This is a genomic window from Pedococcus sp. 2YAF34, from assembly GCF_052114585.1.
Classification (GTDB): domain Bacteria; phylum Actinomycetota; class Actinomycetes; order Actinomycetales; family Dermatophilaceae; genus Pedococcus.
In genome coordinates, this window is record NZ_JBFRFA010000006.1 from 116,680 (window position 1) to 138,708 (window position 22,029).

Consider the following 22,029-nt stretch of genomic DNA (forward strand, 5'->3'; position numbering starts at 1 on the left):
GTGCACTGGCTCGCAGCCGTCGAGCGGTTACGGGGTGAGCGCCGCGCCGGCGTGCTGGTCACCCTCGTGTCCGTCCGCGGCCACGCTCCTCGCGAGGCCGGGGCCAAGATGGTCGTCACCGTCGACGACGCGTGGGACAGCATCGGCGGCGGCAACCTCGAGGCGACTGCCGTGGCGAGGGCCCGCGCGATGCTCGCGGACGGGGTCCGCACGCCCCAGCAGCTCGAGCTCGCCCTCAACGAGCGCGCCCCGGTCGAGCACGGCCAGCAGTGCTGCGGCGGTGAGGTGGTCGTCCTGCTCGAACCCCTGGCCGTCGCTCCCTCCGTGGCCGTCTTCGGGATGGGTCACGTCGGCCTCGAGCTGGCGCGGATCCTCGCCCGGCACGACCTCGAGCTGCACCTCGTCGACTCCCGCGCCGACCAGGTCACCGCATCCCGCCTCGCCGTCCTCGACGACGCCGTCGCGCGGGTCCACGTGCACCACGCGCCGGTGCCCGAGCTGGTCCTCGGGCAGGTGCCGCGAGGCACCCACGTGCTCGTCATGACCCACGACCACGCCGAGGACGCAGCGCTGTGCGACACGGCCCTGCGCTGCGGCCACCTTGCCTCCATCGGCCTCATCGGGTCGTCGGCGAAATGGAGCCGCTTCCGGCAGCGTCTTGCGGCAGAGGGCCACTCGCCGGCCGACCTGGAGCGGATCACCACCCCGATAGGCCTGCCCGGACTCGCCGGCAAGGCGCCGGCGACCATCGCGGTCAGCGTGGCCGCAGACCTCGTGCGTGTCCTCGAGGCGGAGCGCGCGAGCGCCCCTGCCGCCCGAGAGGGCGTGACGACGTGACCCTCTACCGCGCCCGCATCGTCGACACGCCGGTCGACCCGTTCACCGGCGCCGGCCTGCGCGCCGAGGAGGACGGCGGCATCGTCGTCGACGAGTCAGGGGTCATCCGGGCCCGGGGCCCGTTTGCAGCCGTGCGCGCAGACCATCCCGAGGAGACGGTCATCGAGCTGCCCGGCGGCATGCTGCTGCCGGGCTTCGTCGACACCCACGTGCACTACCCGCAGGTGCGCGTCATCGGCGGCCTCGGCATGCCGCTGCTCGACTGGCTCGACCAGTGCGCCCTCCCCGAGGAGGCCCGGCTCGCCGACGTCGCCTACGCCAAGGGCGTGGCCCGCGACTTTGTCACCGGCCTCGTCGACGCGGGCACCACGAGCGCCCTGGTGTTCGGGTCGCACTTCGCCACGGCCGTCGACGCGATGTTCGCGGCCGCCGACCTCGCCGGGCTGCGCGTCACCACGGGGCTCGTCGTCTCGGACCGCAGCCTGCGCCCGGAGCTCCTGTCGACCCCCGACCGGGCCTACGAGGAGGCGCGCGGCCTCGCCGAGCGCTGGCACGGCCGGGGACGCCTGCGGTATGCCGTGACGCCTCGATTCTCCTTCTCCGCCAGCGACGCGATGCTCGAGTCGTGCGCTGCGACGTTCAAGGAGGTGCAGGGCTCGTGGTTCACCTCGCACGTCAACGAGAACCTCTTCGAGGTCGCCGAGGTACGGCGGCTGTTCGGCGGCACGAACTACGTCCACACCTACGCCAACCATGGACTCGTCGACCGCAACTCCGTGCTGGCGCACAACGTCCACCCGGTGGACGAGGAGCTCGCGCTGCTCGCCAGCCAGGGTGCCTCGGTGGCGCACTGCCCGACCAGCAACTCTGCCCTCGGCAGCGGCCTGTTCCCGCTGCGCCGCCACCTCGAGCACGGTGTCCGGGTGGCCCTGGGCTCGGATGTCGGTGCGGGCACTGGGTTCTCGCTGCTCAAGGAGGGGCTGCAGGCGTACTTCATGCAGCAGCTCCTCGGAGCCGAGGGTGTGCCGCTGACGTCGGCCCACCTGTTGTGGCTGGCGACGGCGTCGGGTGCTGACGCCCTGGGCCTCGCTGACACCGTCGGCGACCTGTCGGTGGGCAAGCAGTTCGACGCCGTGTGGGTGCTGCCCCAAGCCGGCAACCCGCTGGACGTCGGCCTCGGCAACGCCCGCTCCACGCTGGACGCCCTCGCCAAGGTCTTCGCCCTCGGCACGACCACCGACATCGAGGGTGTGTGGGTCGGCGGCGACCAGGTCGCTGCCGGACGGTTCCGCCGCCCCGCCACCCGCTGACGACGACGCCCGCCCCGGCGTCGGGGCGGGCGTCGTCGTGTGGGGCAGCAGATCAGGGTCAGGCCTTCTCGAGCTCCAGCACCTCGGCATACGCAGGCAGCGTGAGGAAGTCGGGGAAGTCGGGGTCGATCGCGCACTCGACGAACAGCCGGCGCGCGGCCTCCCACTCACCCTGCGCGAACGCCTCCGCGCCCACGGACTCGCGCAGCGCGGCGTACTCCTCCTCGACGAGGCGGTCGACGAGCTCGCGGGTGACCTTCTCGCCGGAGGTGAGGGTGACCTCGTTGTTGAGCCACTGCCAGATCTGGGAGCGCGAGATCTCGGCGGTCGCGGCGTCCTCCATCAGGTTGTGGATGCCGACCGCGCCGTTGCCACGCAGCCACGACTGCAGGTAGGCGATGCCGACGGTGATGTTGCCGCGCAGGCCCTGCTCCGTGCGGTCGCCCGGGGTGCTGCCGGCGTCGAGCAGGTCGTCGGCGGAGACGGACACGTCGTTGCGCTGCTTGGACAGCTGGTTGGGAGAGTCGCCGAGCACCTCGGTGAAGACCTCCTTGCAGAGCTCGACCATGCCGGGGTGGGCCACCCACGACCCGTCGAACCCGGCACCCGCCTCGCGCTCCTTGTCGGCGCGGACCTTGGCGAACGCCTGCTCGTTGACCTCAGGGTCCTTGCTCGGGATGAATGCGGCCATCCCGCCGATCGCGAACGCGCCACGGCGGTGGCAGGTCTTCACGAGCAGGTCGCTGTAGGCCTTCATCATCGGCGCGGTCATGGTCACGGCGTTGCGGTCGGGGAGGGTGAACTCCGGGCCGGCGTCACGGAAGTACTTGATGATCGAGAACAGGTAGTCCCAGCGGCCGGCGTTGAGGCCGGCGGCGTGGTCGCGCAGCTCGTAGAGGATCTCGTCCATCTCGAACGCGGCCGGGATCGTCTCGATGAGGACGGTGGCGCGGATCGACCCGTATGGCACGCCGACGTGCTCCTGGGCGAAGGTGAAGACGTCGTTCCAGAGCCGGGCCTCGAGGTGGGACTCCATCTTCGGGAGGTAGAAGTAGGGGCCGCTGCCGCGCTCGAGCAGCTCGGTGGCGTTGTGGAAGAAGTAGAGACCGAAGTCGACGAACGCCCCGACGAGCGGCTTGCCGTCGAGCTGGAGGTGCTGCTCGTCGAGGTGCCACCCGCGCGGCCGGGGCACGATCACCGGCGTCGAGGACGGGTCCTTGAGGGCGTACTGCTTGCCCTCCGGGGAGGTGAAGGCGATGGTGCGGCGGACCGCGTCCTTGAGGTTGGCCTGGCCGCCGACGACGTTGGCCCAGTGGGGGGTGTTGGCGTCCTCGAGATCGGCGAGCCACACCTTCGCGCCGGAGTTGAGCGCGTTGATCGCCATCTTGCGCTCGGTGGGGCCGGTGATCTCGACGCGGCGGTCGCCGAAGTCGGCCGGGGCCTCGGCGACCTTCCAGTCGCCCTCGCGCACCTCGCGGGTCTCCTCGAGGAAGTCGAGACGACCGGTCCGGGACACCTGCTCCCGTCGGGTCCGGCGGGCGGCGAGCAGCTCGTCACGCCGTGGCCCGAACCGGGTTTGCAGCTCGGCGAGGAAGTCGAGGGCGTCGGGGGTCAGGATCTCGTCGCTGCGCTCGACCGGGCCTCCGGTCACGGTGATGGCGGACATCGGTGGCTCATCCTCACTGTCGGGGTCGGTGCACTAGGATAGTTCCATGATACGGAATCTTCTTCTCATTCGCCGGGTGGGGAGAGATATATGAGCAACGACGGCCCGGTCCTGGACGCCCCGGCCAAGACCGGCGGGGTGCAGTCGCTCGAGCGTGCCTTCGCGATCCTCGAGACCATGGCCGACGCCGGGGGCGTCATCAGCCTCTCCCAGCTCGCGAACGACGCGCAGCTGCCCCTGCCCACCATCCACCGCCTCGTGCGCACGCTCGTCGACCTCGGCTACGTGCGGCAGGAGGCGTCACGCCAGTACTCCCTCGGCCCGCGGCTGATCCGCCTCGGCGAGACGACGTCGCGCATGGTCGGGCGCTGGGCGCGGCCCCACATGGAGCAGCTGGCCCACGAGCTCGGGGAGTCGGTCAACCTCGCCATGCTCGACGGCGACCAGGTCGTCTACGTCGGGCAGGTCATGGCCTCGCGCAACTCCATGCGCATGTTCACCGAGGTCGGCCGCCGCGTCCTGCCGCACTCCACCGGGGTGGGCAAGGCGATCATGGCCGACATGGACCCCGACCAGGTGCGGTCCCTGCTGGCGCGCACCGGGATGCCGGCTCGCACCGAGCACACGATCACCACGCCGGAGGAGTTCGCGGCCGAGCTCGAGCGCACCCGGCGGCGTGGCTACGCCCTCGACGAGGGCGAGCAGGAGGTCGGCGTACGGTGCGTGGCCGTCGCGGTGCCCGACACCCCGCAACGCCTCGCCCTGTCGCTGTCCGGACCCGTGACCCGCGTGACCGACGAGTTCGTGGCCCGGGCGACGGGCCCGCTGCACCGCGCCGCCGAGGCCATCGCGGCCCAGGTGCGAGGAACCGGCGGGGCCGCCTGACCCCTCCCTCGGTGGAAGTTCCCAGCGAGGGAGGCGAACGTTGGCCTCCCCTACGGTGAACACTGGTGGCGCGCAGGGCTTTCCGCGCCCGAGGACCGCGCAAGGGCGGCACGCTGGGCGCATGGCCTACGGCTCCGGTCCCACGCCCCTCGCCCTCGCCCACCGCGGTGGGGCCGCCCTCGCCGCGGAGAACACGCTCGCAGCCTTCGGCCTCGCCACGGCTCTGGGGTTCCGCTACCTCGAGACCGACGTGCGGCTGACCGCGGACGGGCACCTCGTGTGCTTCCACGACGCCACCCTCGACCGGGCCACCGACCACCGCGGGGCGGTGAGGCGCCGGACGCTCTCCCAGCTGCGCGGCGTACGGGTGCACGGGACCGAGCCGGTCCCCACCCTGCTGGAGGCGCTCGAGGCCTTCCCCGACGCGAGCTTCACCGTCGACCTCAAGGACCGCGCTGCCATCCGGCCGCTGGTGGAGGTGTTGCGGCGCAGTGACTTCCGGCACCGGGTGTGCGTCGCCGGGACCTGGGACGGTGCCCTCGCCGCAGTGCGGCGCGAGGTGCCTGGCGTGCGGACGGCGCTCGGCTGGCGCTCCCTGTCGGCCCTGGTGTCCGCCTCGCGGACGGGCAGGAGGCCTTCGCCCCGGATCGCCACGGCGGAGTTCGCGCACGTGCCGCTGCGGCTCGGCCGCGTGCCGGTGTTCGTCGAGCGCCTCGTCGAGGGAGCCCACCGCATCGGTGTGCGGGTCGTGGTGTGGACCGTCGACGACCCGGTCGCGATGCGGCGCGTGCTCGACGCCGGCGTCGACGGCATCATCACCGACCGCCCGGACCTGCTGCGCGAGGTGCTCATCGCCCGGGGCCAGTGGTCCCCCATACCGGCAGCGACGGAGGCCAGGACGCCTGCTGCGGCGCCTTGACCTCCGTGCGTGCCGACCTGCGGTCAGGACGTCAGCTGCAGGGCCTTGACCTCGTCGCGGGCGGCCACGATCGCGGCGCGCTGCTGCTGGACGACCGAGCGGAATCCCTCACTGAGGTCGTCCTCGAGGGCCTTGTCGTACTCGGAGACGGCGTGGTCCTCGCCGGTCACCGCGGCACCGAGGACGCCAGAGGCGTCGTCGCCGGTGAGGGCGTCCTTGAGCGAGAGCCACCCGCGGTGGAGGGCAGCCGTGACGGTGCCGCTCTTGTCGACGTCGTCGCCGTACTCGTGCCCCATCGCCACGATGTCGCGGGCGAACGCGGCGCGCTGCTCCGACAGGCGCTCCAGCGTCGCGGCCACCTCGGGGCGGTCGCTGTCACGCAGCTTCTCGGCGGCGGACGCGAACCCCGTGCGGCCGTCCTTGAGGGTCTCCACGAGCTCCTTGGCGACCTTCTCGTCAGCAGACATGAACCGTGCTCCTTCGTGTTCGGCGGGTCCCGCGCCGGGCGCGGGACATCGTGCCTCGACCCTGACACAGCTGGAGTGGTGGTGCCTCGTCGAACGACGGCCGCGAGCACGGCGAGCCCCTGCCCGCATCGATGCGGGCAGGGGCCAGGACCGGGTCGGACTCAGTCCTCCTTGCCGGAGCCCATGCCCTCCTTGATGAGGTTCATCACGGAGGAGTCGGCCAGCGTGGTGACGTCGCCGACCTCGCGGTTCTCGGCCACGTCGCGCAGCAGGCGGCGCATGATCTTGCCCGAGCGGGTCTTCGGCAGCTCGGGCACCACCATGATCTGGCGCGGCTTGGCGATCGGGCCGATCTCCTTGGCCACGTGGTTGCGCAGCTCCTGCACCGTCTCGTCGCCGTGGTCCTCGGCTCCGCCGCGGAGGATGACGAACGCGCACACCGCCTGGCCCGTCGTCTCGTCGGTCGCGCCGACGACCGCGGCCTCGGCGACCGACGGGTGCGACACCAGCGCCGACTCGATCTCCGCGGTCGAGAGGCGGTGGCCGGACACGTTCATGACGTCGTCGACGCGGCCGAGCAGCCAGATGTTGCCCTTCTCGTCGTACTTGGCCCCGTCGCCGGCGAAGTAGTACTTCTCGCCGAACCGCGACCAGTACGTCTCGCGGTAGCGCTCCGGGTCGCCCCAGATGCCGCGCAGCATCCCGGGCCACGGCTTGGTCAGGACCAGGTAGCCGACGGCCTCGGGGTCGTGCAGCGGCTGGCCCTCGTCGTCGAGGATCTCGGCGCTGATGCCGGGGATCGGGCGCTGGGCCGAGCCGGGCTCCAGCGTCGTGACGCCGGGCAGCGGGCTGATCATGATGCCGCCGGTCTCGGTCTGCCACCACGTGTCGACGATCGGGGCGGAGTCGCCGCCGATGTGCTTGCGGTACCAGAGCCACGCCTCGGGGTTGATGGGCTCGCCGACCGAGCCGAGGACGCGCAGCGACGACAGGTCGAACTTCGCGGGGATGTCGTCGCCCCACTTCATGAACGTGCGGATCGCGGTGGGCGCGGTGTAGAGGATCGAGACCTTGTACTTCTCGACGATCTCCCACCAGCGGCCCTGGTGCGGGGTGTCCGGGGTGCCCTCGTAGATCACCTGCGTCGCACCGTTGGCCAGCGGGCCGTAGACGATGTAGCTGTGGCCGGTGACCCAGCCGATGTCGGCGGTGCACCAGTACACGTCGCTCTCCGGGTGCACGTCGTGCACCACCGAGTTCGTGTACGCCGCCTGGGTGAGGTAGCCGCCGGTGGTGTGGAAGATGCCCTTGGGCTTCCCCGTGGTGCCGGACGTGTAGAGGATGAACAGCGGGTGCTCGCTGTCGTGGGGGACTGCCTCGTGGTGGTCGCTGGCGCCGTCGACGACGTCGTGCCACCAGACGTCGCGGTCGTCGTCCCACGCGACCTCGCCCTCGGTGCGCTTGACGACGACGACCTTGTGTACCGGGCTCTCACCGGTGACGGCGGCGTCGACGGCGGGCTTGAGGGGCGCCGGCTTGCCGCGGCGGAACTGGCCGTCGGCGGTGATGACGACCTTGGCCTCGGCGTCGGTGATCCGGGTGCGCAGCGCGTCGGCGGAGAAGCCGCCGAAGACCACCGAGTGGGGTGCGCCGATGCGGGCGCAGGCCAGCATGGCGACGACGGCCTCGGGGATCATCGGCAGGTAGATCGCGACCCGGTCGCCCTTGGAGACGCCGAGCGACTCCAGCGCGTTGGCCGCCCTGGCCACGTCCTTCTGCAGGTCGGCGTAGGTGATGGTGCGGGTGTCCCCGCCCTCGCCCTCGAAGTGGATGGCGACGCGGTCGCCGTTGCCTGCCTCGACGTGCCGGTCCACGCAGTTGTGGGCGACGTTGAGCTCACCACCGACGAACCACTTGGCGAACGGCGCCCCGCTCCAGTCCAGCGTGCTGTCGAAGTCCTTGGCCCAGGTGAGCCGCTCGCGCGCCTGGGTGGCCCAGAAACCCTCGTGGTCGGCCTCGGCCTGGTCGAACAGCTCTGCCGTGCCGTTGGCCTGGGCCGCGAGCTCGGGCGAGGGTGACAGGTCCCGCTCCGTCGACTGGCTCGTGGTCGGGGTTGTGGTCCCGCTCTCGGACACGGTTCCTCCTGGGAAGGGGTGAAGACATCGGTGGCTTGCTGCTCCCAGCCAACCCGCATACCGGTCCGGTCTGCAAGGGGAGCGGTCGGCGGGGGCGTCCGGCGGCCCCCGGGCCTCGCCCAGCGGCTAGCCTGCAGGCCGTGTCCACCACCACGACGACGACGTCGGACCGGTCCCGTCCCACGCCCGCGGCACCTGCACGCCCTCTGCTGCGCCGCCGCGCCTGGCCGTACGTCTCCATCCTCCTCGGGGCGGCACTGTGGTGGCCCGTCGGGTTCCTCGGCCTGCGCCCCTGGCCGCACCTGCCCCTCGACGTCTTCGCCGGAGACGCCCTCTTCCTGGGGGCCACCGCGGCCGCAGCGTCCGTCTCCCTCGTCGTGCGCTCGCCGTGGCCGAGGCTGCTGGTCGTCGTCCTCGCCAGCGGGCTCGGGTGGCTGGTCGACACCCCGACCGGTCGCTACCCGCACGAGCAGGCCGTCCTGGCGGCCCTCCTCGGCAGCGCCGCCCTCGCCGGGATCCTCCTCGGGGCGCGTGGCTCCAAGGGCCCGCTCGCCGCGGCGACCGTGCTGGCGGTCGTCGCGGGGCTCTCGCCGGCGACCTGGCCCCGCGGCCTGGCACTGGCGCTCGCCCTGGCGCTGCCGTTCGCCGTGGCGACCTGGCAGCGCGTCGCGCCGACGCTGCTGAGCCTCGTGCGCCTCGTGCTGACCTGGCTGGTGTTCGCCCTCCTCGGCAGGGCCCTGTCCTACGGCTGGGACCTCGTGCGCCCAGGCGGCGGGGGAGTCCCGGTCGGCCAGCAGGCGCGCTCGGTCGCCGACGCCGCGTGGGACTTCGTGCGCACGCAGTGGTGGACGCACTCGCAGGCCTTGCTGACCTCCTCCACGCGCTGGTACGTCGCCGCCGCGGTGCTGGCCCTCGTCGTCGTCGCGCTCAGGGTCGGGCGCGGTGTCCTGCGGCGGCGTAACTCCTCCACGGCCTGACGACCGGCGGACGACCAACCTCGGACCCCGGCGCGGTACGCCGTGCTCGGAAAGGCTCCGCGCGCGCCCGGCTGGTCGTCGGCCGGTGGGGTCACCAGCGGTGGGCGACGTCGATGACGAGCCGGCTCGTGGTGCCGTCGTCGAGCCGGAAGACCCGGAACGGCAGCCGCGCCCGGACCCCCAGGCCCATCGAGGTGTAGCCCTCGAAGGTGCCGGCCCAGGCGACCTGCCGGAACGTCGTGTAGCCGGTGACGTCGACGACCTCCCTGGGGTTGCGCGGCGTGAACGACGCGGACCCGTTCGGGGAGTAGGCCGGGGCGTTGACGACGACGAGCAGCTTGGCGCCACCCCGCAGGGGCACCAGCTTGCCCTGCCCCTCGGTGTAGACGTTGGTCACGTACTTCACGGTGTAGCCGGCCGGCTTTCCCTTGAGGTCGACGACGAGCCGGTCGTAGCAGGGGTGGCGTCCGGACCTCACGCCGGTGACCGGTCCCGCGGCCATGGTGCGGTTGGACTTGGCGAGCGACCCCCAGGTGATGCCGCAGTACGGCGCCGTGACGGCGCCCGTGGTGGCCGTGCTGGTCGCAGTGGTGGTCGCGGTGGTGGCCGCAGTGGTGGTCGCGGTCGCCGGGGCGGCGAGGGTGGTGGTGACGGGGATGGCCCCGAGCGCGGCGGCGACGACGAGCGACCGGACGGTCAGGCGGGTCGTGCGGTGGGTGGTGTGCATGGCGTCCTCCCTTCGGACACCCCAATGACGTCCTCGTGCCCGCCGTGGTTGACCGCGGCTCACGTGCACGGTGCCGCGCCCCCTGTGCGGGGACGCGGCACCGTGGTCTGCGGGCGGGTCGGGCGCGACGCCGGACCCGCGTCACCTAGTGGGTGGTCGCCTTCTCGGCACCGTGGCCGGTGAGGGAGCGCACCTCCATCTCGGCGTACTTCGCGGCGTTGTGCTCCTTGCTGGTCACGGTCCCGAGCCAGCCCAGGACGAACGCCAGCGGGATGGACACGATGCCCGGGTTGTCGAGCGGGAACCAGTGGAAGTCGGTGCCCTGCAACATCGACAGCGACTTGCCCGTGGCTGCGTCGACCGGCTTGCCCGACACCACGGGGCTGAAGACGATCAGCGTCAGCGCCGTGATGAGCCCGCCGTAGATGGACCACAGGGCGCCCCGGGTGTTGAAGCGCCGCCAGAACAGCGAGTAGAGGATCGTCGGCAGGTTCGCGGACGCCGCGATGGCGAACGCGAGGGCGACGAGGAACGCGATGTTCTGCCCGTTGGCGAGGATGCCGCCGAGGATGGCGAAGATGCCGATGACGACCGCGGTGATGCGGGCGACCCTCACCTCGTCCTCGGCCGAGGCCGTGCCCTCCTTGATGACGGAGTTGTAGATGTCGTGGCTGAGGCTGGCGCTCGCGGTGATGGTCAGGCCGGCGACGACCGCGAGGATCGTCGCGAACGCGACCGCCGAGATGATGCCGAGCAGCAGCTCCCCGCCGAGCTCGTAGGCGAGCAGCGGCGCGGCCGAGTTGGCCTTGCCCGGCGCGGCGGCGATCGCCTTCGGGCCCACGAGGGCGGCGGCGCCGTACCCGAGCACGAGGGTGAACAGGTAGAAGATGCCGATGAGCCAGATCGCCCACTCCACGGACTTCCGGGCCTCGCGCGAGGACGGCACCGTGTAGAAACGCATGAGCACGTGCGGCAGGCCGGCGGTCCCGAGGACCAGCGCCAGCGACAGCGAGATGAAGTCGACCTTGGTCAGCCCGCTCTTGCCGTACTGCAGACCCGGGTCGAGCACCTTCTTGCCACCGGAGGCCTGGACGGCGTCGCCGAGCAGCGTGCTGAGGTTGAGCCCGAACTTGCCGAGCACCCACAGGAACATCACGCCAGCGCCGATGATGAGCAGGACCGCCTTGATGATCTGCACCCAGGTCGTGCCCTTCATGCCGCCGATCAGGACGTAGGCGATCATCAGGACGCCCACGACGGCGATGACCAGCGACTGGCCGGCCTTGTCGTCGATGCCGAGCAGCAGGGCCACGAGGCCGCCGGCGCCGGCCATCTGCGCCAGCAGGTAGAAGAAGCAGACCGCGAGCGTCGAGATCGCCGCGGCCATGCGGACCGGACGCTGCTTGAGCCGGAACGACAGGACGTCGGCCATCGTGTACTTGCCTGCGTTGCGGAGCAGCTCGGCCACGAGCAGCAGCGCCACGAGCCAGGCCACGAGGAACCCGATCGAGTAGAGGAAGCCGTCGTAGCCGTTGAGGGCGATGGCTCCCGCGATGCCGAGGAACGACGCCGCTGACAGGTAGTCACCGGCGATGGCGATGCCGTTCTGCCGGCCGGTGAACGCGCGGCCACCGGCGTAGAAGTCGGCCGCGCTGCGGTTGTTCTTCGACGCCCTGATGACGATCCCGAGCGTGATGAGGACGAAGATGCCGAAGATCGTGATGTTGAGAGCAGGGCTGCCCACGTTGGTGGCGGCCGGCACGAGCGCGGGAACGGCGGTGGGGGCGCTCATCGGTGGTCCTCCCCGATGGTCTTGGCGAGCGCAGCCGCGCGCGGGTCGAACTCCCTGTCGGCCCAGCGCACGTAGATGATCGTGATGACGAAGGTGGAGACGAACTGCCCGAGGCCGAGGATGAGGCCGATGTTGATGTTGCCGAACACCTTGGTGCCCATGAACCCCGGCGCGTAGGTGGAGAGCAGGACGTACAGGAAGTACCAGGCGAGGAACAGCCCGGTGAGGGGGAAGACGAACCGGCGGAAGCGGGTCCGCAGCTCGTCGAACTCCGGCGACCCCTGCAGGTCGACGAAGGGGTCGTGATCCGTGCGAGCGTCGTTGCTCACGGGACACCTCCAGGTGGCTGACGTGGCGCGGCCGGCGTGCGAGACGACCGCAGTGGCCGTGGTGGGCGGCCCGTGCGCCACTGTGACGGGGACGACACCGGTGCGGGAGGTACGGCGCGGGGCCCCGCGCCGTACGGGGTGTGCGGTCGGCGGGTGGACGCTCGTCCTGCGCCGAACGGTCGCCCGGCCGCGACCAACGGCACCTCGGCCGCCACTCAGTCGCGGTCGAGCGCCAGGTCCTCGGGGGTGTGCAGGCGGACCATGGTGCGTGCGGTGTGCCGCGGGACGCGTCCCGGTGTGGCCAGGGAGACGACGACGGCGGTGGCGAACGCCAAGGGGATGCACCACGCCGCGGGCTGGCCGAGCAGGGCTCCCGACCAGCCGGGTATGGGGCCTGCCAGCACCGTCGCGGCCACCGCGGTGGCCGCGCAGGCGCCGCCCACCACCAGTCCCGAGGCCGCCCCGACGGTGCTCAGGCCGCGCCACCACGAGCCGAGGACGAGCAGCGGGCAGAACGTCGACGCGGCGACGGCGAAGGCCAGGCTCACCATCGTGGCCAGCCCCACCGGCTCGACGACCCGCGAGGCGACGAACGGCACCACGACCGCCAGTCCGGTCGCGAGGCGGAACCCTTGCACCACGGTGAAGTCGTCGCCCGTGACGCGCCCGAGCCGTCGCCGCAGGAGGTCCTGGTCGAGCACCCCCGCGACCGACATCGTCAGGCCGGAGGCGGTCGACAGGAACGCCGCGAAGGCGCCACCCGCCAGCACCGCCGACAGCAGCTCGCCGCCCGTCCCCGGCGTCATCACCCCGGGCAGCCGCAGGACGAGCGTGTCCGGGGCGACGCCGTCGGGCAGCAGCGGCAGGTAGACGCGGCCCAGCACGCCGTACAGCGGGGGGAAGAGGTAGAACGCGCCGAGCAGGGCGACCACGGTCAGGGTCGTGCGACGGGCCGCGCGGCCGTCGGGGTTGGTGTAGAAGCGGACGAGCACGTGCGGCAGCCCCATCGTCCCGAGCGCCAGGGCCAGCAAAAGGCTGTAGGTCGAGTAGACCGGGTGGCCCTGTCCTGCAAGGCCGCCCAGCGGTTCGGCCCACCCCGTGCCCTGCGCGGCGATGGCCGGCGCGGGCGAGCCGTCGCGCAGCCAGATCGCCAGCAGCACGAACGCCGGCACGGCGATCGCGGTGAGCTTGACCCAGTACTGCACCGCCTGCACGAGGGTGATCGAGCGCATGCCGCCGGCCGCGACGTTGGCCACGACGACGAACGCCACGACCAGCCCGCCCACCCAGCTCGGCGCCCCGGTCACCGCGCCCAGCGCCAGGCCGGCGCCCTGCAGCTGGGGGAGCAGGTAGAGCCAGCCGATGGCGACGACGAGCACCGAGCAGAGCCGGCGGACGACGGTGCTCTCGAGGCGTGCCTCGGCGAAGTCGGGCAGCGTGTAGGCGCCGGACCTGCGCAGCGGTGCGGCCACGAGGACGAGCAGCACGACGTAGCCGACGGTGTAGCCGACGGGGAACCAGAGCATGTCGAGCCCGTTGGTGTAGACCAGCCCCGCGATGCCGAGAAAGCTTGCGGCAGAGAGGTACTCGCCGCCGATGGCGCTGGCGTTCCGGTATGGCGTGACGGTGCGGCCGGCCACGTAGAAGTCGCTCGTCGTCCGCGAGAGCCGCAGCCCGAACGCCCCGATGGCGAGCGTCACCGTGCAGACGAGGGCGATGGCGACGAGACCGTATGCGGTGTTCACAGCCTCACCGGCGCCCCACCGCGGCCGAGAACTCGGCCTCGATGCGCTCGCTCTGGCGCACGTAGAAGCGGGCGACGACGAGCGCGACGGGGTAGACGACGACCGCGAGCACGAGCCAGGGCAACGGGACCCGGCCGATCTCGAGCGTCCGGGTCGCAGGGACGAGCAGGAAGAGCAGCGGCAGGCCACCGAGCCCCACCGCCCCGAAGGCCAGGACCAGCCCCGCCAGCCGGAGCTGGGCGGACATCAGCCCGGACATGTAGACCTCGCCGAGGTTGCTCTGCTCGTCGATCTCGCGGGTCAGGGGGCGCACGTCGCCGCGCAGGGTGGCGTCCCGCCGGGTGCTGGTGACCCGGACCCGTAGGGGTGCAGAGCCTTCGACGTCGTCCACCGGCACGTCGCCAGGGCCTCGAGGACTCACCGGGTCACTGGTCGACCCGGGCTGCCGGACGCAGCAGCCGGTCGCGGAGCTCGCGGGTGTGCCGGCGGCTCACCTGGAGCTCGACGTCGTCGAGGACGACGCTGCACCGGCCGTGCTCCATCCGCACCTCCCGGACGTGGGCCAGGGAGACCAGGGTGCTGCGGTGGATGCGCACGAAACCCGCTGCCGCCCAACGCTCCTCGAGAGTGCTGAGGGGGATCCGCACCAGGTGCGAACCGGCCGGCGTGTGCAGGCGGGCGTAGTCACCCTGCGCCTGGGCGTAGCGCACCTGGCTGCGGGTGATGAAGCGGGTGACGCCGGCCAGCTCCACCGGGATCGTCTCGTCCGCGTCGGCCGGTGCTGCCGACCCGCGACCTGTGCCCGTGGCGACGGGCTCCACCGAGGCGACCACGCGGCGTACCGCCTCCGAGAGCCGGTCGGGGCGCACCGGCTTCATGACGTAGTCGACGGCGTCGACGGCGAAGGCGTCGACCGCGTGCTGGTCGTGGGCCGTGACGAAGACGACCTGGGGGCGCTCGGTGAAGCGGGCGATGACACGGGCGAGGTCCATGCCGTCGAGCCCGGGCATCGAGATGTCGGAGAACACCACGTCGATGTCGCCGGCCTCCAGGGCCCGCAGCGCCTCGGCCCCGCTGCCGGCCGTGCGCACCTGGGCGATCCGCTCGTCCTGGCGCAGCAGCCAGCTCAGCTCCTCGAGGGCGGGCTGCTCGTCGTCGACGACCAGGGCGCGCAGGGCAGTGCCCGCGGGGCCGACGGTGGCGTCGCGCGGGCGGCGGGGCTCCGGCTCGCCGGAGGGGGCGCCAGCCATGGCCAGAGCCTACGTGGTGGCGTGCACGCCGGGGGCGTACTTGGGCACCCGGAAGCTCACCTTGGTGCCCGCCCCGGGAGCCGTCTCGACCACGAGCCCGAACTCGTCGCCGTACACCTGGCGCAGCCGCGCGTCGACGTTGCCGAGCCCGACGTGGTCGGCGCCCGAGCGCCCGTCGAGCACCGTGCGGATCGCCTGCGGGTCGGACCCGACGCCGTCGTCCTCGATGCTGATGCCCGCCTCGGCGCCCTCATCCGTGGCGACGATGCTGATGTGCCCACCGCCCTCCTTGCCGGCCAGCCCGTGACGCACGGCGTTCTCGACGAGGGGCTGGATCGCGAGGTAGGGCACGGTGACCGGGAGGACCTCGGGGGCGATGAGCAGGGAGATGCGCAGCCGGTCACCGAACCGCGCCTGCTCGAGCACGAGGTAGCGCTCGACGTTGCGCAGCTCCTCCGCCAGCGTCGTGAAGGCGCCCCCGCGGCGCAGGGCGTAGCGCGTGAAGTCGGCGAACTCCAGCAGCAGGTCGCGCGCGCGGTCGGGGTCGGTGCGCACGAACGAGGCGATCGCTGCCAGGGAGTTGTAGATGAAGTGGGGGCTGATCTGGGCCCGCAGCGCGCGCAGCTCGGCCTCCATGGCCCGCGTCCGCTGGTGCCCGAGGTCGGCGAGCTCGGCCTGCGTCGCCATCCAGCCGGCCACCTCCTCCGTGGCCCGCGCGAGCCCTGCTGAGGCGTGCGGACCGTATGCGGCGATGGCCGCCACGACCCGGTCGCCGGTCACCACCGGTGCCACGACGGCGCCCCGGACCGGGCAGTCGGGATCGGAGCAGGTCACCTCGCCGGGGCCGAGGACGATGGTGTGCCCGGTACGCAGCACCTGCTCGGCGTCCGCCCGGGCGTGGGCCGCGTGGTGGTCGGCCGCGCCGTCCCACGCCAGCAGGGAGGCGGCGTCCGTGACGGCGACCGCGGGCGCGCCCAGCAGCTGGCGCAGGTGGCGCGCGGCCTTCGCGGTGCCCTCCGGCGTCAGGCCGTCCTGCAGGTGCCGGGCGGCGAGGGACGCGGTGTGCAGGGTGGCATGCGTCGCGTGGTCGACGTCGGAGACGAACCCGCGCGAGCCGCTCCGGCCGTGCCGCAGCAGCCGCAGCAGGGCGTAGGTGAGCAGCATCCCGCCGGCGACCACGATGGCGGTGGGGAGGTGGAAGCTGCCCGACACATGCGCACTCTAGGACGAACCCTAGGCTGCTGGTCGTGCCTGACCCCGCCGACGCCCTGCGTGCCCTCGCCGACCTCCCCGGCGTTTCCGAGCGCGTCGCCGCAGCCCGTACCGCGTGCGAGCAGCTGCGCTGGCACGAGGCGCTGCGGCGCCGGATCCCCGAGGCCTCCGCCGAGTCACGTGTACGCGGTGCGCAGGCGAGCGCCGCGCTCGAGGGTGCCACCGTTCCCCTCGACCTCGTGCGCGACGTCATGCGCGGAGCGGCTCGCTGGCCCCTCGAGCCCGACCCCGTCGAGCAGGTCGCCAGAGGCGCCGTGCAGGCGACCGCGGAGAGCGAGCACGTCCGCTCGCTGGTGGCCACTGCGCCGTTGCAGGCCCTCGCCCGGCTGCACGTCGCGGCCGCCTCCGGGCTCGTCGACGACGCCCAGCTGGGGCGCCCGCGCGTCGCAGGGGAGACCAGTACCGAGCTGGCCGACCTGGGCCCGGCCCCGGAGGCCGAGGAGCTGCGGGCGCGGCTCGACGGCCTCGTGCGGGTCCTGACGGTGGCCGCGGCCGACGGGGTGCCCGCGCTCGTGGTCGCCGCGGTGGCGCACGCCGAGGTGGCCGTGCTGCGGCCGTTCGTGCGCGGCAACGGCGTCGTCGCCCGCGCCCTGGAGCGGGCCATCGTCCAGGCACGCGGCCTCGACCCCACCGGGGTCGCCGTCACCGAGGCCGGGCACGCCACGCAGGGTGGGCCCGCCTACCTCGGCGCGCTCGCGGCATACGGCACCGGGTCACGGGCCGGGGTGGGCCTGTGGTTGGAGCACTGCGCCTCCGCCCTCGTGGCCGCCGCCGAGCAGGGGTCCGACATCTGCGACGCGGTCCGGGCCGGCCGGCTGACGTAGCGGCTGACCCGGGCACCTGGGGCCTGCTGGCCCGGCCGGGCTGCGTACCGATGGGTAGTCCGGGAGACACGCCGCGACGGCCCACGAACGCCCGGCGGGGCAGGAAAGTCAAGGGTTCACTTTGGCTGCGCGCCGGAGTACACCTGAAGTGACGTCGACGCACGCGAGTCCGACGACCACCGTGATCCGACTCGGGTACCCACGCGCGGGCAGTCCACTGGTGGACCGATCGTGACGGGCTCGTCCCGGTGCGACAACTACACGAAGCACGCCTGGTCACCCGAGGAGGGTCACGGTTGATGGCACCCCGCTCCGGCGGGGTGCCATCGTCATGTCGGTTGCGGACGTTTGTTGGTGTTCGGCGGCACTGGGGCCGACCACCTGAACCGAGCCTGAAGAACGACCCACCGAAGTTCGGCAGACGAGTTGCGGTTGAACGCTTGATGGTCCACGATGATCGTGTTCGTTCCCCGCGAGGGTAGAGCGGACCGGCGCACCTGCTCCTCCCCCCCGGAGCACGGCGCGTCGACGGCCCCGGTTGTCCCCCCGACCGGGGCCGTCCCCTTTTCCCCGACGGTTCGCCGGCTGCCCCCTCGCCGGCCGCCGTTGCCCCCAGCGGCCCTCGTCGACCGACCGCTCCCGGCTGTCCACAGCCGGCGGTCCGCGAGGCGGCCCGTCCACAGGGGCTGACCCGGCTGGGCACGCCTGCGTGTGCCGCGGGCAAAGGTGGGTGCCATGAGCCACCGCGTCGTCGGAGTGATCGGAGCCTCGGGGGGCCTCGGCACCTCGACCCTGGCCGTCGCCCTCGCCCTGCGCGCTGCACCCTTGGTAGGGGCGGTGGCGTGTGTCGACCTGGTCCTCGGGGCTGGAGGCGTGGACGTGACCGCCTGCGTCGAGCACCTGCCCGGGCTGCGGTGGGCAGACCTCGCCGGCGCTCGGGGCCGGATCGACGGGGCCGACCTGCTGGTCGCCCTCCCGGCGGAGGGACCGGTGCGGTTCCTGGCCGCAGGGAGCTCGCGGGACGCGCCTGCTCACGGCCCCGTCGGCGGAGGGCTGGCGCTGCCCGACCCGGTCGTGGTCGAAGGGGTCTCGGCCCTGTCGGGGGTGTGTGGACTGACCGTGCTGGACCTGGGGACGTCGCCCCGGTGGGCCTCGCTCTGCACGGACGTGGTGCTCGTCTGCGGCTCGTCGGCACGCCAGCTCGCCGACGCCGGTGCGTGTGCCGCCGGCCTCGCGGGTTCGGGCGAAGCGGTCGTGCGCCTCGTGCTGCGCGCGGCGCGTCGCGAACAGGTGGGCCCGGAGGAGGTGGCAGCGCACCTCGACCTGCCGCTGGCGGGGGTGTTGCGGGACGACCCCAGGACCGTCAGTGACGCGGACCGTGGGCGGCCTCCGGGCAGCCGTGCCGGCGGAGCCGTGAGCGCGACCGCCGACCAGGTGGTCCTCGAGTGCGGTCTGGTCGGGGTCCCGGCATGACGCCCGTCGACGGCGGTGGTGGAGTCGCGCAGGCGGACCGCATCGCGGCGCGGATCCGCCGAGGAGAGTCGCCGGACGAGGACGGTGTCGAAGCGGTGGCCACCACCGGTGCGGTGCACCTGGGGTTCGACGGTGCGCGGGCGGCGAGGCAGGCGCTCGCGGCCGAGGTGCTCGGCCTGGGCCCGCTGGAGGGCCTCGTGCACGACGAGACCGTCACCGACGTCCTCGTCAACGGCGACGGCTCGGTCTGGGCAGACCGCGGAGCAGGGTTGGAGCGTTGGCCGCTGGACCTGCCGGACCCTGCTGCTGCGCGGCGGCTCGCGGTCAGGCTCGCGGGACTGGCAGGGCGCCGGCTCGACGAGAGCCAGCCCTGGGTGGACGGTCTGCTGCCCGGTGGCCTGCGCCTGCACGCCATCCTCCCGCCGCTGGTCGACGGGGGCGCCCATGTGAGCCTGCGGGCGGCCCGGGCCCGCGCCGACGGCCTGGCCTCGCTCGCCGGCACCGGCATGTTCACCCCCGCCGTGGAGCGGCTGCTGCGCGCTGTGGTCGATCGGCGCCTGTCCTACGTCGTCACCGGTGGCACTGGTTGCGGCAAGACCACGCTGCTCGCCGCCATGCTGGCCGAGGTGCCGGCGGCTGAGCGGCTCGTCGTCGTGGAGGACGTCCGCGAGCTCTGCATCGCCCACCCGCACGTCGTGCGGCTGCAGGGCCGCGGCGCCAACGTCGAGGGCCACGGTGCCGTGGGGCTCGTCGATCTCGTCCGTCAGGCGCTGCGGATGAGGCCGGACCGCCTGGTCGTCGGGGAGGTCCGCGGGCCGGAGGTCCGGGAGATGCTTGCTGCGCTCAACACCGGGCACGAGGGCGGGTGCGGCACCCTGCACGCGAATGCTCCCGCCGACGTCCCCTCCCGCTTCGACGCCCTCGGGGCGCTGGCCGGGCTGCCCCGCGATGCCGTGCAACGGCAGCTCGCGAGCGCCCTGCAGGTCGTCGTCCACGTCGAACGCGGCCCTGCCGGTCGACGCGTGTCCTCGGTCTCGGTGCTGCGCTGGACCGGCGCCGAGGTCGTCAGCGAGGTGGCCGTGGACGCCGTCACCGGCTCGAGGGGTCCGGGCTGGCCGCTGCTGGACCACCTCGCCGGAGGGGCGGGGCGGTGAGCTGGATACCTGTCGTGGTGGCGCTCGTGGTGTCGTCGGTCCTGCTGTGGCCCGGGCCCGGGGCGCGGGTCAGGGCTGCTCGGGCCGCTCGGGACGGTCGCGGGACGGCTTCGCGCGGTCCGGGTTCTGCTGCGGCGGGGCGACGTCGGACGGTGGTCGCGAGCCCGGGGGAGGTGGAGGCCGGGCTCGCCGAGCTCCTGTCGCTCGTGGCTGCACCACTTCGTGTCGGCGTCTCGCCGGCCTCCAGCATCGCCGCAGCCGCCACCGCTGTCGCCGACGACCGGGTGGTGGGTGAGCTCACTTCTCGCCTCGTCGATGCGGGGCGGACCGGCGACGACGTGTCCGAGGTCTGGCGCGACTACGAGGCGGGTGGGGAGGCAGCCGCGTTCGTGGCCCGGGCCTGGGCTCTCAGCGAGCGGACGGGCGCGCCCCTCGCGGATGCCCTCGGTGCCGCCGAGCAGGTGCTGCGGGCTCGTCAACGCACCCGTCAGCGCCTCGCGAGCGCGGCTGCCGGACCACGCGCCTCGATGATGGTGCTCACCCTGCTGCCCCTGAGTGGGCCCGTCGTCGGCCTGGCTTGCGGGGTCGCTCCACGGGAGCTCTACCTGCAGTCGCCGCTGGCTCTGGCGAGTCTTGGGCTCGGACTGGTCCTGGCCTTCGTCGCCTGGTCATGGAGCCGGGCGATCCTCGCCAGGGCGGCTGCGTGACCCTCGGCGTCGCCGCGGCCACGCTCGCCGTCCTGGCCGTGGCGCTGTGGCCGGGCCGGCCACCGTCGCGGTCGCCGTCACGATCGCCTGAACGGTCGCCGCGGTCGCCGCGGTCGTCGGGGTCGTCGCGGGGTCTCGGAGGCTCCGCCCCGACGAGCCGCCTCGCCGCTCGCCTGCGCCCTCGCAGGAGCGCTCACGGGCAGGCCCCGGTCGACCAGGTCGCCGACACGCTGGTCCTGCTCGCGCTCGCACTGCGGGCGGGGCTCGGTCTCGTCGAGGCCCTCGACGAGGTGCGACCCGGGGCAGGGGACGAGGTCGCCCGCGACCTGTCCGCCGTCGTGGCGGCCCTGCGCTGGGGCCGCCCGGCGCGGGAGGCCTGGTCCTACGCCGGTGACGTGTGGCGCCCTGCCGAGCTGGCGTGGGTGGTGGCCGACGAGACCGGCGCCGCCCCGGCCTCCCTCGTCGAGCAGGCGGCGCTCCGGTTGCGCGAGGAGCTCGAGCGCGACCGGGAGCGGCGGGCCTCGCGCGCAGGCGTCCTGTTGGTGCTGCCCCTGGGGCTCGGCTTCCTTCCCGCCTTCGCCTGCACGGCCGTCGTGCCCGTGGTCCTCGCGCTCGCGCGCACGGTCATCGAGGGTTCGCGGTGACCGCCTGCTCAGGGCACTCCCGCGCGGGGACGGGTGTCCACACCCCTTCCTGTCGGTCCACCCCGTCCACAGCGCCGTCGCCGGCTCTGGCTCGTGCGCTCGGCCGGCGCTGGACTGGGAGCAGTGGGGGCGCACGGTCCCCGAGTCACCAGTCACCAACTGAAGGAGTGCGACGTGAGATGCAACTTGGCACGACGGTTCACACGGGTCCGGCAGGGCGCCGAGGCGGGCATGACGACCGCGGAGTACGCGGTGGGCACGCTCGCGGCATGCGCGTTCGCCGCGGTGCTGCTGGCGGTGGTGCGGTCCGGCGGGGTGAAGTCGGCGCTCGCCGCGGTCATCACCGCAGCCCTGGGCGCGGCAGGCTGAGAGGAGAGGGCGGGATGGTGACAGCAGAGTTCGCCGTGGCCATCCCGGCCCTGCTCCTCGTGCTGGTGCTGGCCCTGTCGGCGGTCACGGCGGCCATGGACCAGCTCCGGTGCATCGACGCTGCTCGCGCCACGGCTCGAGCCCTGGCTCGCGGCGACTCCGACGGGGATGCCCTGGCTCTCGGCCGACCTCTGGCACCCGCGGGCGCCGAGTTCGCGCTGGGCGGGTCGGGAGACGTCGTCGAGGTGTCGGTGCGCGGGGCGGCACCGGCAGCCTTGGGCTGGCTGGGGTCCGCAGCGACCCCGCGCTCGTCCGCAGTGGCGGCCCGCGAGGATGCTGGCCAACCGGCGGGGGTCCCATGAGCCGCGACACCCGACGCAAGTGGGCCGGCGCAGGAACGCGACGTCGGCGGCTCGGAGAGGCCGGCAGCGCGACGGTCGCCACTCTCGGCGGCGCGGGGGTGCTCGTCATGCTGCTCGTGGCGGCGCTGGCGCTCGCCTCGGCCGCCGGGGCCGCGCACAGGGCGCGGGCGGCGGCCGACCTGGGG

Annotated in this window: 23 protein-coding genes; 13 read left to right on the plus strand and 10 right to left on the minus strand. The window is 73.2% G+C overall.

Annotation, left to right across the window (positions count from 1 at the left end; translation table 11 throughout):
* Both xdhC and AB4Z02_RS05465 read left to right on the plus strand, forming a co-directional pair.
* Nucleotides 1–837, plus strand: coding sequence for a xanthine dehydrogenase accessory protein XdhC (xdhC, locus tag AB4Z02_RS05460; RefSeq protein WP_441969902.1), 837 nt, complete (start codon nt 1–3; stop codon nt 835–837).
* Entirely contained in the window at nt 834–2,147 is a 1,314-nt protein-coding gene (locus tag AB4Z02_RS05465; RefSeq protein ID WP_441969904.1) for a guanine deaminase, read from the plus strand. Before xdhC ends, AB4Z02_RS05465 begins: the two co-directional genes overlap by 4 nt.
* A 58-nt stretch (nt 2,148–2,205) precedes the next feature.
* Here the strand turns inward: AB4Z02_RS05465 and aceB are convergent, their stop codons facing one another.
* A complete protein-coding gene (aceB, locus tag AB4Z02_RS05470) occupies nt 2,206–3,813 on the minus strand; it encodes a malate synthase A (RefSeq protein WP_441969906.1) in 1,608 nt (535 codons plus the stop codon).
* Nucleotides 3,814–3,903: 90 nt separating this feature from the next.
* On the opposite strand from aceB, the gene AB4Z02_RS05475 reads away from it, so the two are divergent.
* Both AB4Z02_RS05475 and AB4Z02_RS05480 read left to right on the plus strand, forming a co-directional pair.
* Nucleotides 3,904–4,698 (plus strand): IclR family transcriptional regulator, encoded by a 795-nt coding sequence (locus AB4Z02_RS05475; RefSeq protein WP_441969908.1) that lies wholly within the window; start codon nt 3,904–3,906, stop codon nt 4,696–4,698.
* A gap of 121 nt (nt 4,699–4,819) precedes the next feature.
* Nucleotides 4,820–5,617, plus strand: coding sequence for a glycerophosphodiester phosphodiesterase family protein (locus tag AB4Z02_RS05480; RefSeq protein ID WP_441969910.1), 798 nt, complete (start codon nt 4,820–4,822; stop codon nt 5,615–5,617).
* 23 nt (nt 5,618–5,640) lie between these two features.
* On the opposite strand, the gene AB4Z02_RS05485 is transcribed toward AB4Z02_RS05480, so the two are convergent.
* Nucleotides 5,641–6,084: a ferritin-like domain-containing protein gene (locus AB4Z02_RS05485; RefSeq protein ID WP_056883085.1), complete on the minus strand. Its 444-nt coding sequence runs from the start codon at nt 6,082–6,084 to the stop codon at nt 5,641–5,643.
* Between the two features lie 161 nt (nt 6,085–6,245).
* A complete protein-coding gene (acs, locus tag AB4Z02_RS05490) occupies nt 6,246–8,219 on the minus strand; it encodes an acetate--CoA ligase (RefSeq protein ID WP_056883086.1) in 1,974 nt (657 codons plus the stop codon).
* A gap of 140 nt (nt 8,220–8,359) precedes the next feature.
* On the opposite strand from acs, the gene AB4Z02_RS05495 reads away from it, so the two are divergent.
* Complete coding sequence (locus tag AB4Z02_RS05495) at nt 8,360–9,196, plus strand: hypothetical protein (protein ID WP_441969913.1); 837 nt, start codon at nt 8,360–8,362, stop codon at nt 9,194–9,196.
* Nucleotides 9,197–9,287: 91 nt separating this feature from the next.
* Here the strand turns inward: AB4Z02_RS05495 and AB4Z02_RS05500 are convergent, their stop codons facing one another.
* From AB4Z02_RS05500 to AB4Z02_RS05530, 7 genes are all read right to left on the minus strand, one after another.
* Nucleotides 9,288–9,923, minus strand: a complete 636-nt coding sequence (locus AB4Z02_RS05500; protein WP_441969915.1) for an AMIN-like domain-containing (lipo)protein — start codon at nt 9,921–9,923, stop codon at nt 9,288–9,290.
* Nucleotides 9,924–10,068: 145 nt separating this feature from the next.
* Nucleotides 10,069–11,715, minus strand: a complete 1,647-nt coding sequence (locus AB4Z02_RS05505) for a solute symporter family protein (protein ID WP_056883088.1) — start codon at nt 11,713–11,715, stop codon at nt 10,069–10,071.
* Nucleotides 11,712–12,044 carry a DUF485 domain-containing protein gene (locus AB4Z02_RS05510; RefSeq protein ID WP_441969917.1) on the minus strand — a complete coding sequence of 111 codons (333 nt, stop codon included), beginning with the start codon at nt 12,042–12,044 and terminating at the stop codon, nt 11,712–11,714. The genes AB4Z02_RS05505 and AB4Z02_RS05510 overlap by 4 nt, the downstream gene beginning before the upstream one ends.
* A 215-nt stretch (nt 12,045–12,259) precedes the next feature.
* Entirely contained in the window at nt 12,260–13,789 is a 1,530-nt protein-coding gene (locus AB4Z02_RS05515) for a sodium/solute symporter (protein ID WP_056883090.1), read from the minus strand.
* Between the two features lie 4 nt (nt 13,790–13,793).
* Entirely contained in the window at nt 13,794–14,180 is a 387-nt protein-coding gene (locus AB4Z02_RS05520) for a hypothetical protein (protein WP_441969920.1), read from the minus strand.
* 34 nt (nt 14,181–14,214) lie between these two features.
* Nucleotides 14,215–15,039: a LytR/AlgR family response regulator transcription factor gene (locus AB4Z02_RS05525; RefSeq protein ID WP_082590227.1), complete on the minus strand. Its 825-nt coding sequence runs from the start codon at nt 15,037–15,039 to the stop codon at nt 14,215–14,217.
* A gap of 9 nt (nt 15,040–15,048) precedes the next feature.
* Entirely contained in the window at nt 15,049–16,251 is a 1,203-nt protein-coding gene (locus AB4Z02_RS05530; RefSeq protein ID WP_235531380.1) for a sensor histidine kinase, read from the minus strand.
* 35 nt (nt 16,252–16,286) lie between these two features.
* Here AB4Z02_RS05530 and AB4Z02_RS05535 point away from each other — a divergent pair, with 35 nt between their 5' ends.
* The 8 genes from AB4Z02_RS05535 to AB4Z02_RS05570 form a co-directional block, all read left to right on the plus strand.
* Nucleotides 16,287–17,135 carry a Fic family protein gene (locus AB4Z02_RS05535; RefSeq protein ID WP_441969922.1) on the plus strand — a complete coding sequence of 283 codons (849 nt, stop codon included), beginning with the start codon at nt 16,287–16,289 and terminating at the stop codon, nt 17,133–17,135.
* A 735-nt stretch (nt 17,136–17,870) separates the two neighbouring features.
* Complete coding sequence (locus AB4Z02_RS05540; RefSeq protein WP_441969924.1) at nt 17,871–18,608, plus strand: hypothetical protein; 738 nt, start codon at nt 17,871–17,873, stop codon at nt 18,606–18,608.
* Nucleotides 18,605–19,762, plus strand: a complete 1,158-nt coding sequence (locus AB4Z02_RS05545; RefSeq protein ID WP_056883094.1) for a TadA family conjugal transfer-associated ATPase — start codon at nt 18,605–18,607, stop codon at nt 19,760–19,762. The genes AB4Z02_RS05540 and AB4Z02_RS05545 overlap by 4 nt, the downstream gene beginning before the upstream one ends.
* Nucleotides 19,759–20,469 carry a type II secretion system F family protein gene (locus AB4Z02_RS05550; RefSeq protein ID WP_441969926.1) on the plus strand — a complete coding sequence of 237 codons (711 nt, stop codon included), beginning with the start codon at nt 19,759–19,761 and terminating at the stop codon, nt 20,467–20,469. The genes AB4Z02_RS05545 and AB4Z02_RS05550 overlap by 4 nt, the downstream gene beginning before the upstream one ends.
* Entirely contained in the window at nt 20,466–21,113 is a 648-nt protein-coding gene (locus tag AB4Z02_RS05555; protein WP_441969928.1) for a type II secretion system F family protein, read from the plus strand. Before AB4Z02_RS05550 ends, AB4Z02_RS05555 begins: the two co-directional genes overlap by 4 nt.
* Before the next feature lie 174 nt (nt 21,114–21,287).
* Nucleotides 21,288–21,482, plus strand: a complete 195-nt coding sequence (locus tag AB4Z02_RS05560) for a DUF4244 domain-containing protein (RefSeq protein WP_082590233.1) — start codon at nt 21,288–21,290, stop codon at nt 21,480–21,482.
* Nucleotides 21,483–21,496: 14 nt separating this feature from the next.
* The gene (locus AB4Z02_RS05565; protein WP_056883098.1) at nt 21,497–21,844 is read left to right on the plus strand and encodes a TadE family type IV pilus minor pilin; all 348 of its coding nucleotides are present in this window, start codon (nt 21,497–21,499) and stop codon (nt 21,842–21,844) included.
* Nucleotides 21,841–22,029, plus strand: a 189-nt coding sequence (locus tag AB4Z02_RS05570) for a hypothetical protein (RefSeq protein WP_441969931.1), incomplete at its 3' end; no start/stop codon positions are given. The genes AB4Z02_RS05565 and AB4Z02_RS05570, both read left to right, overlap by 4 nt.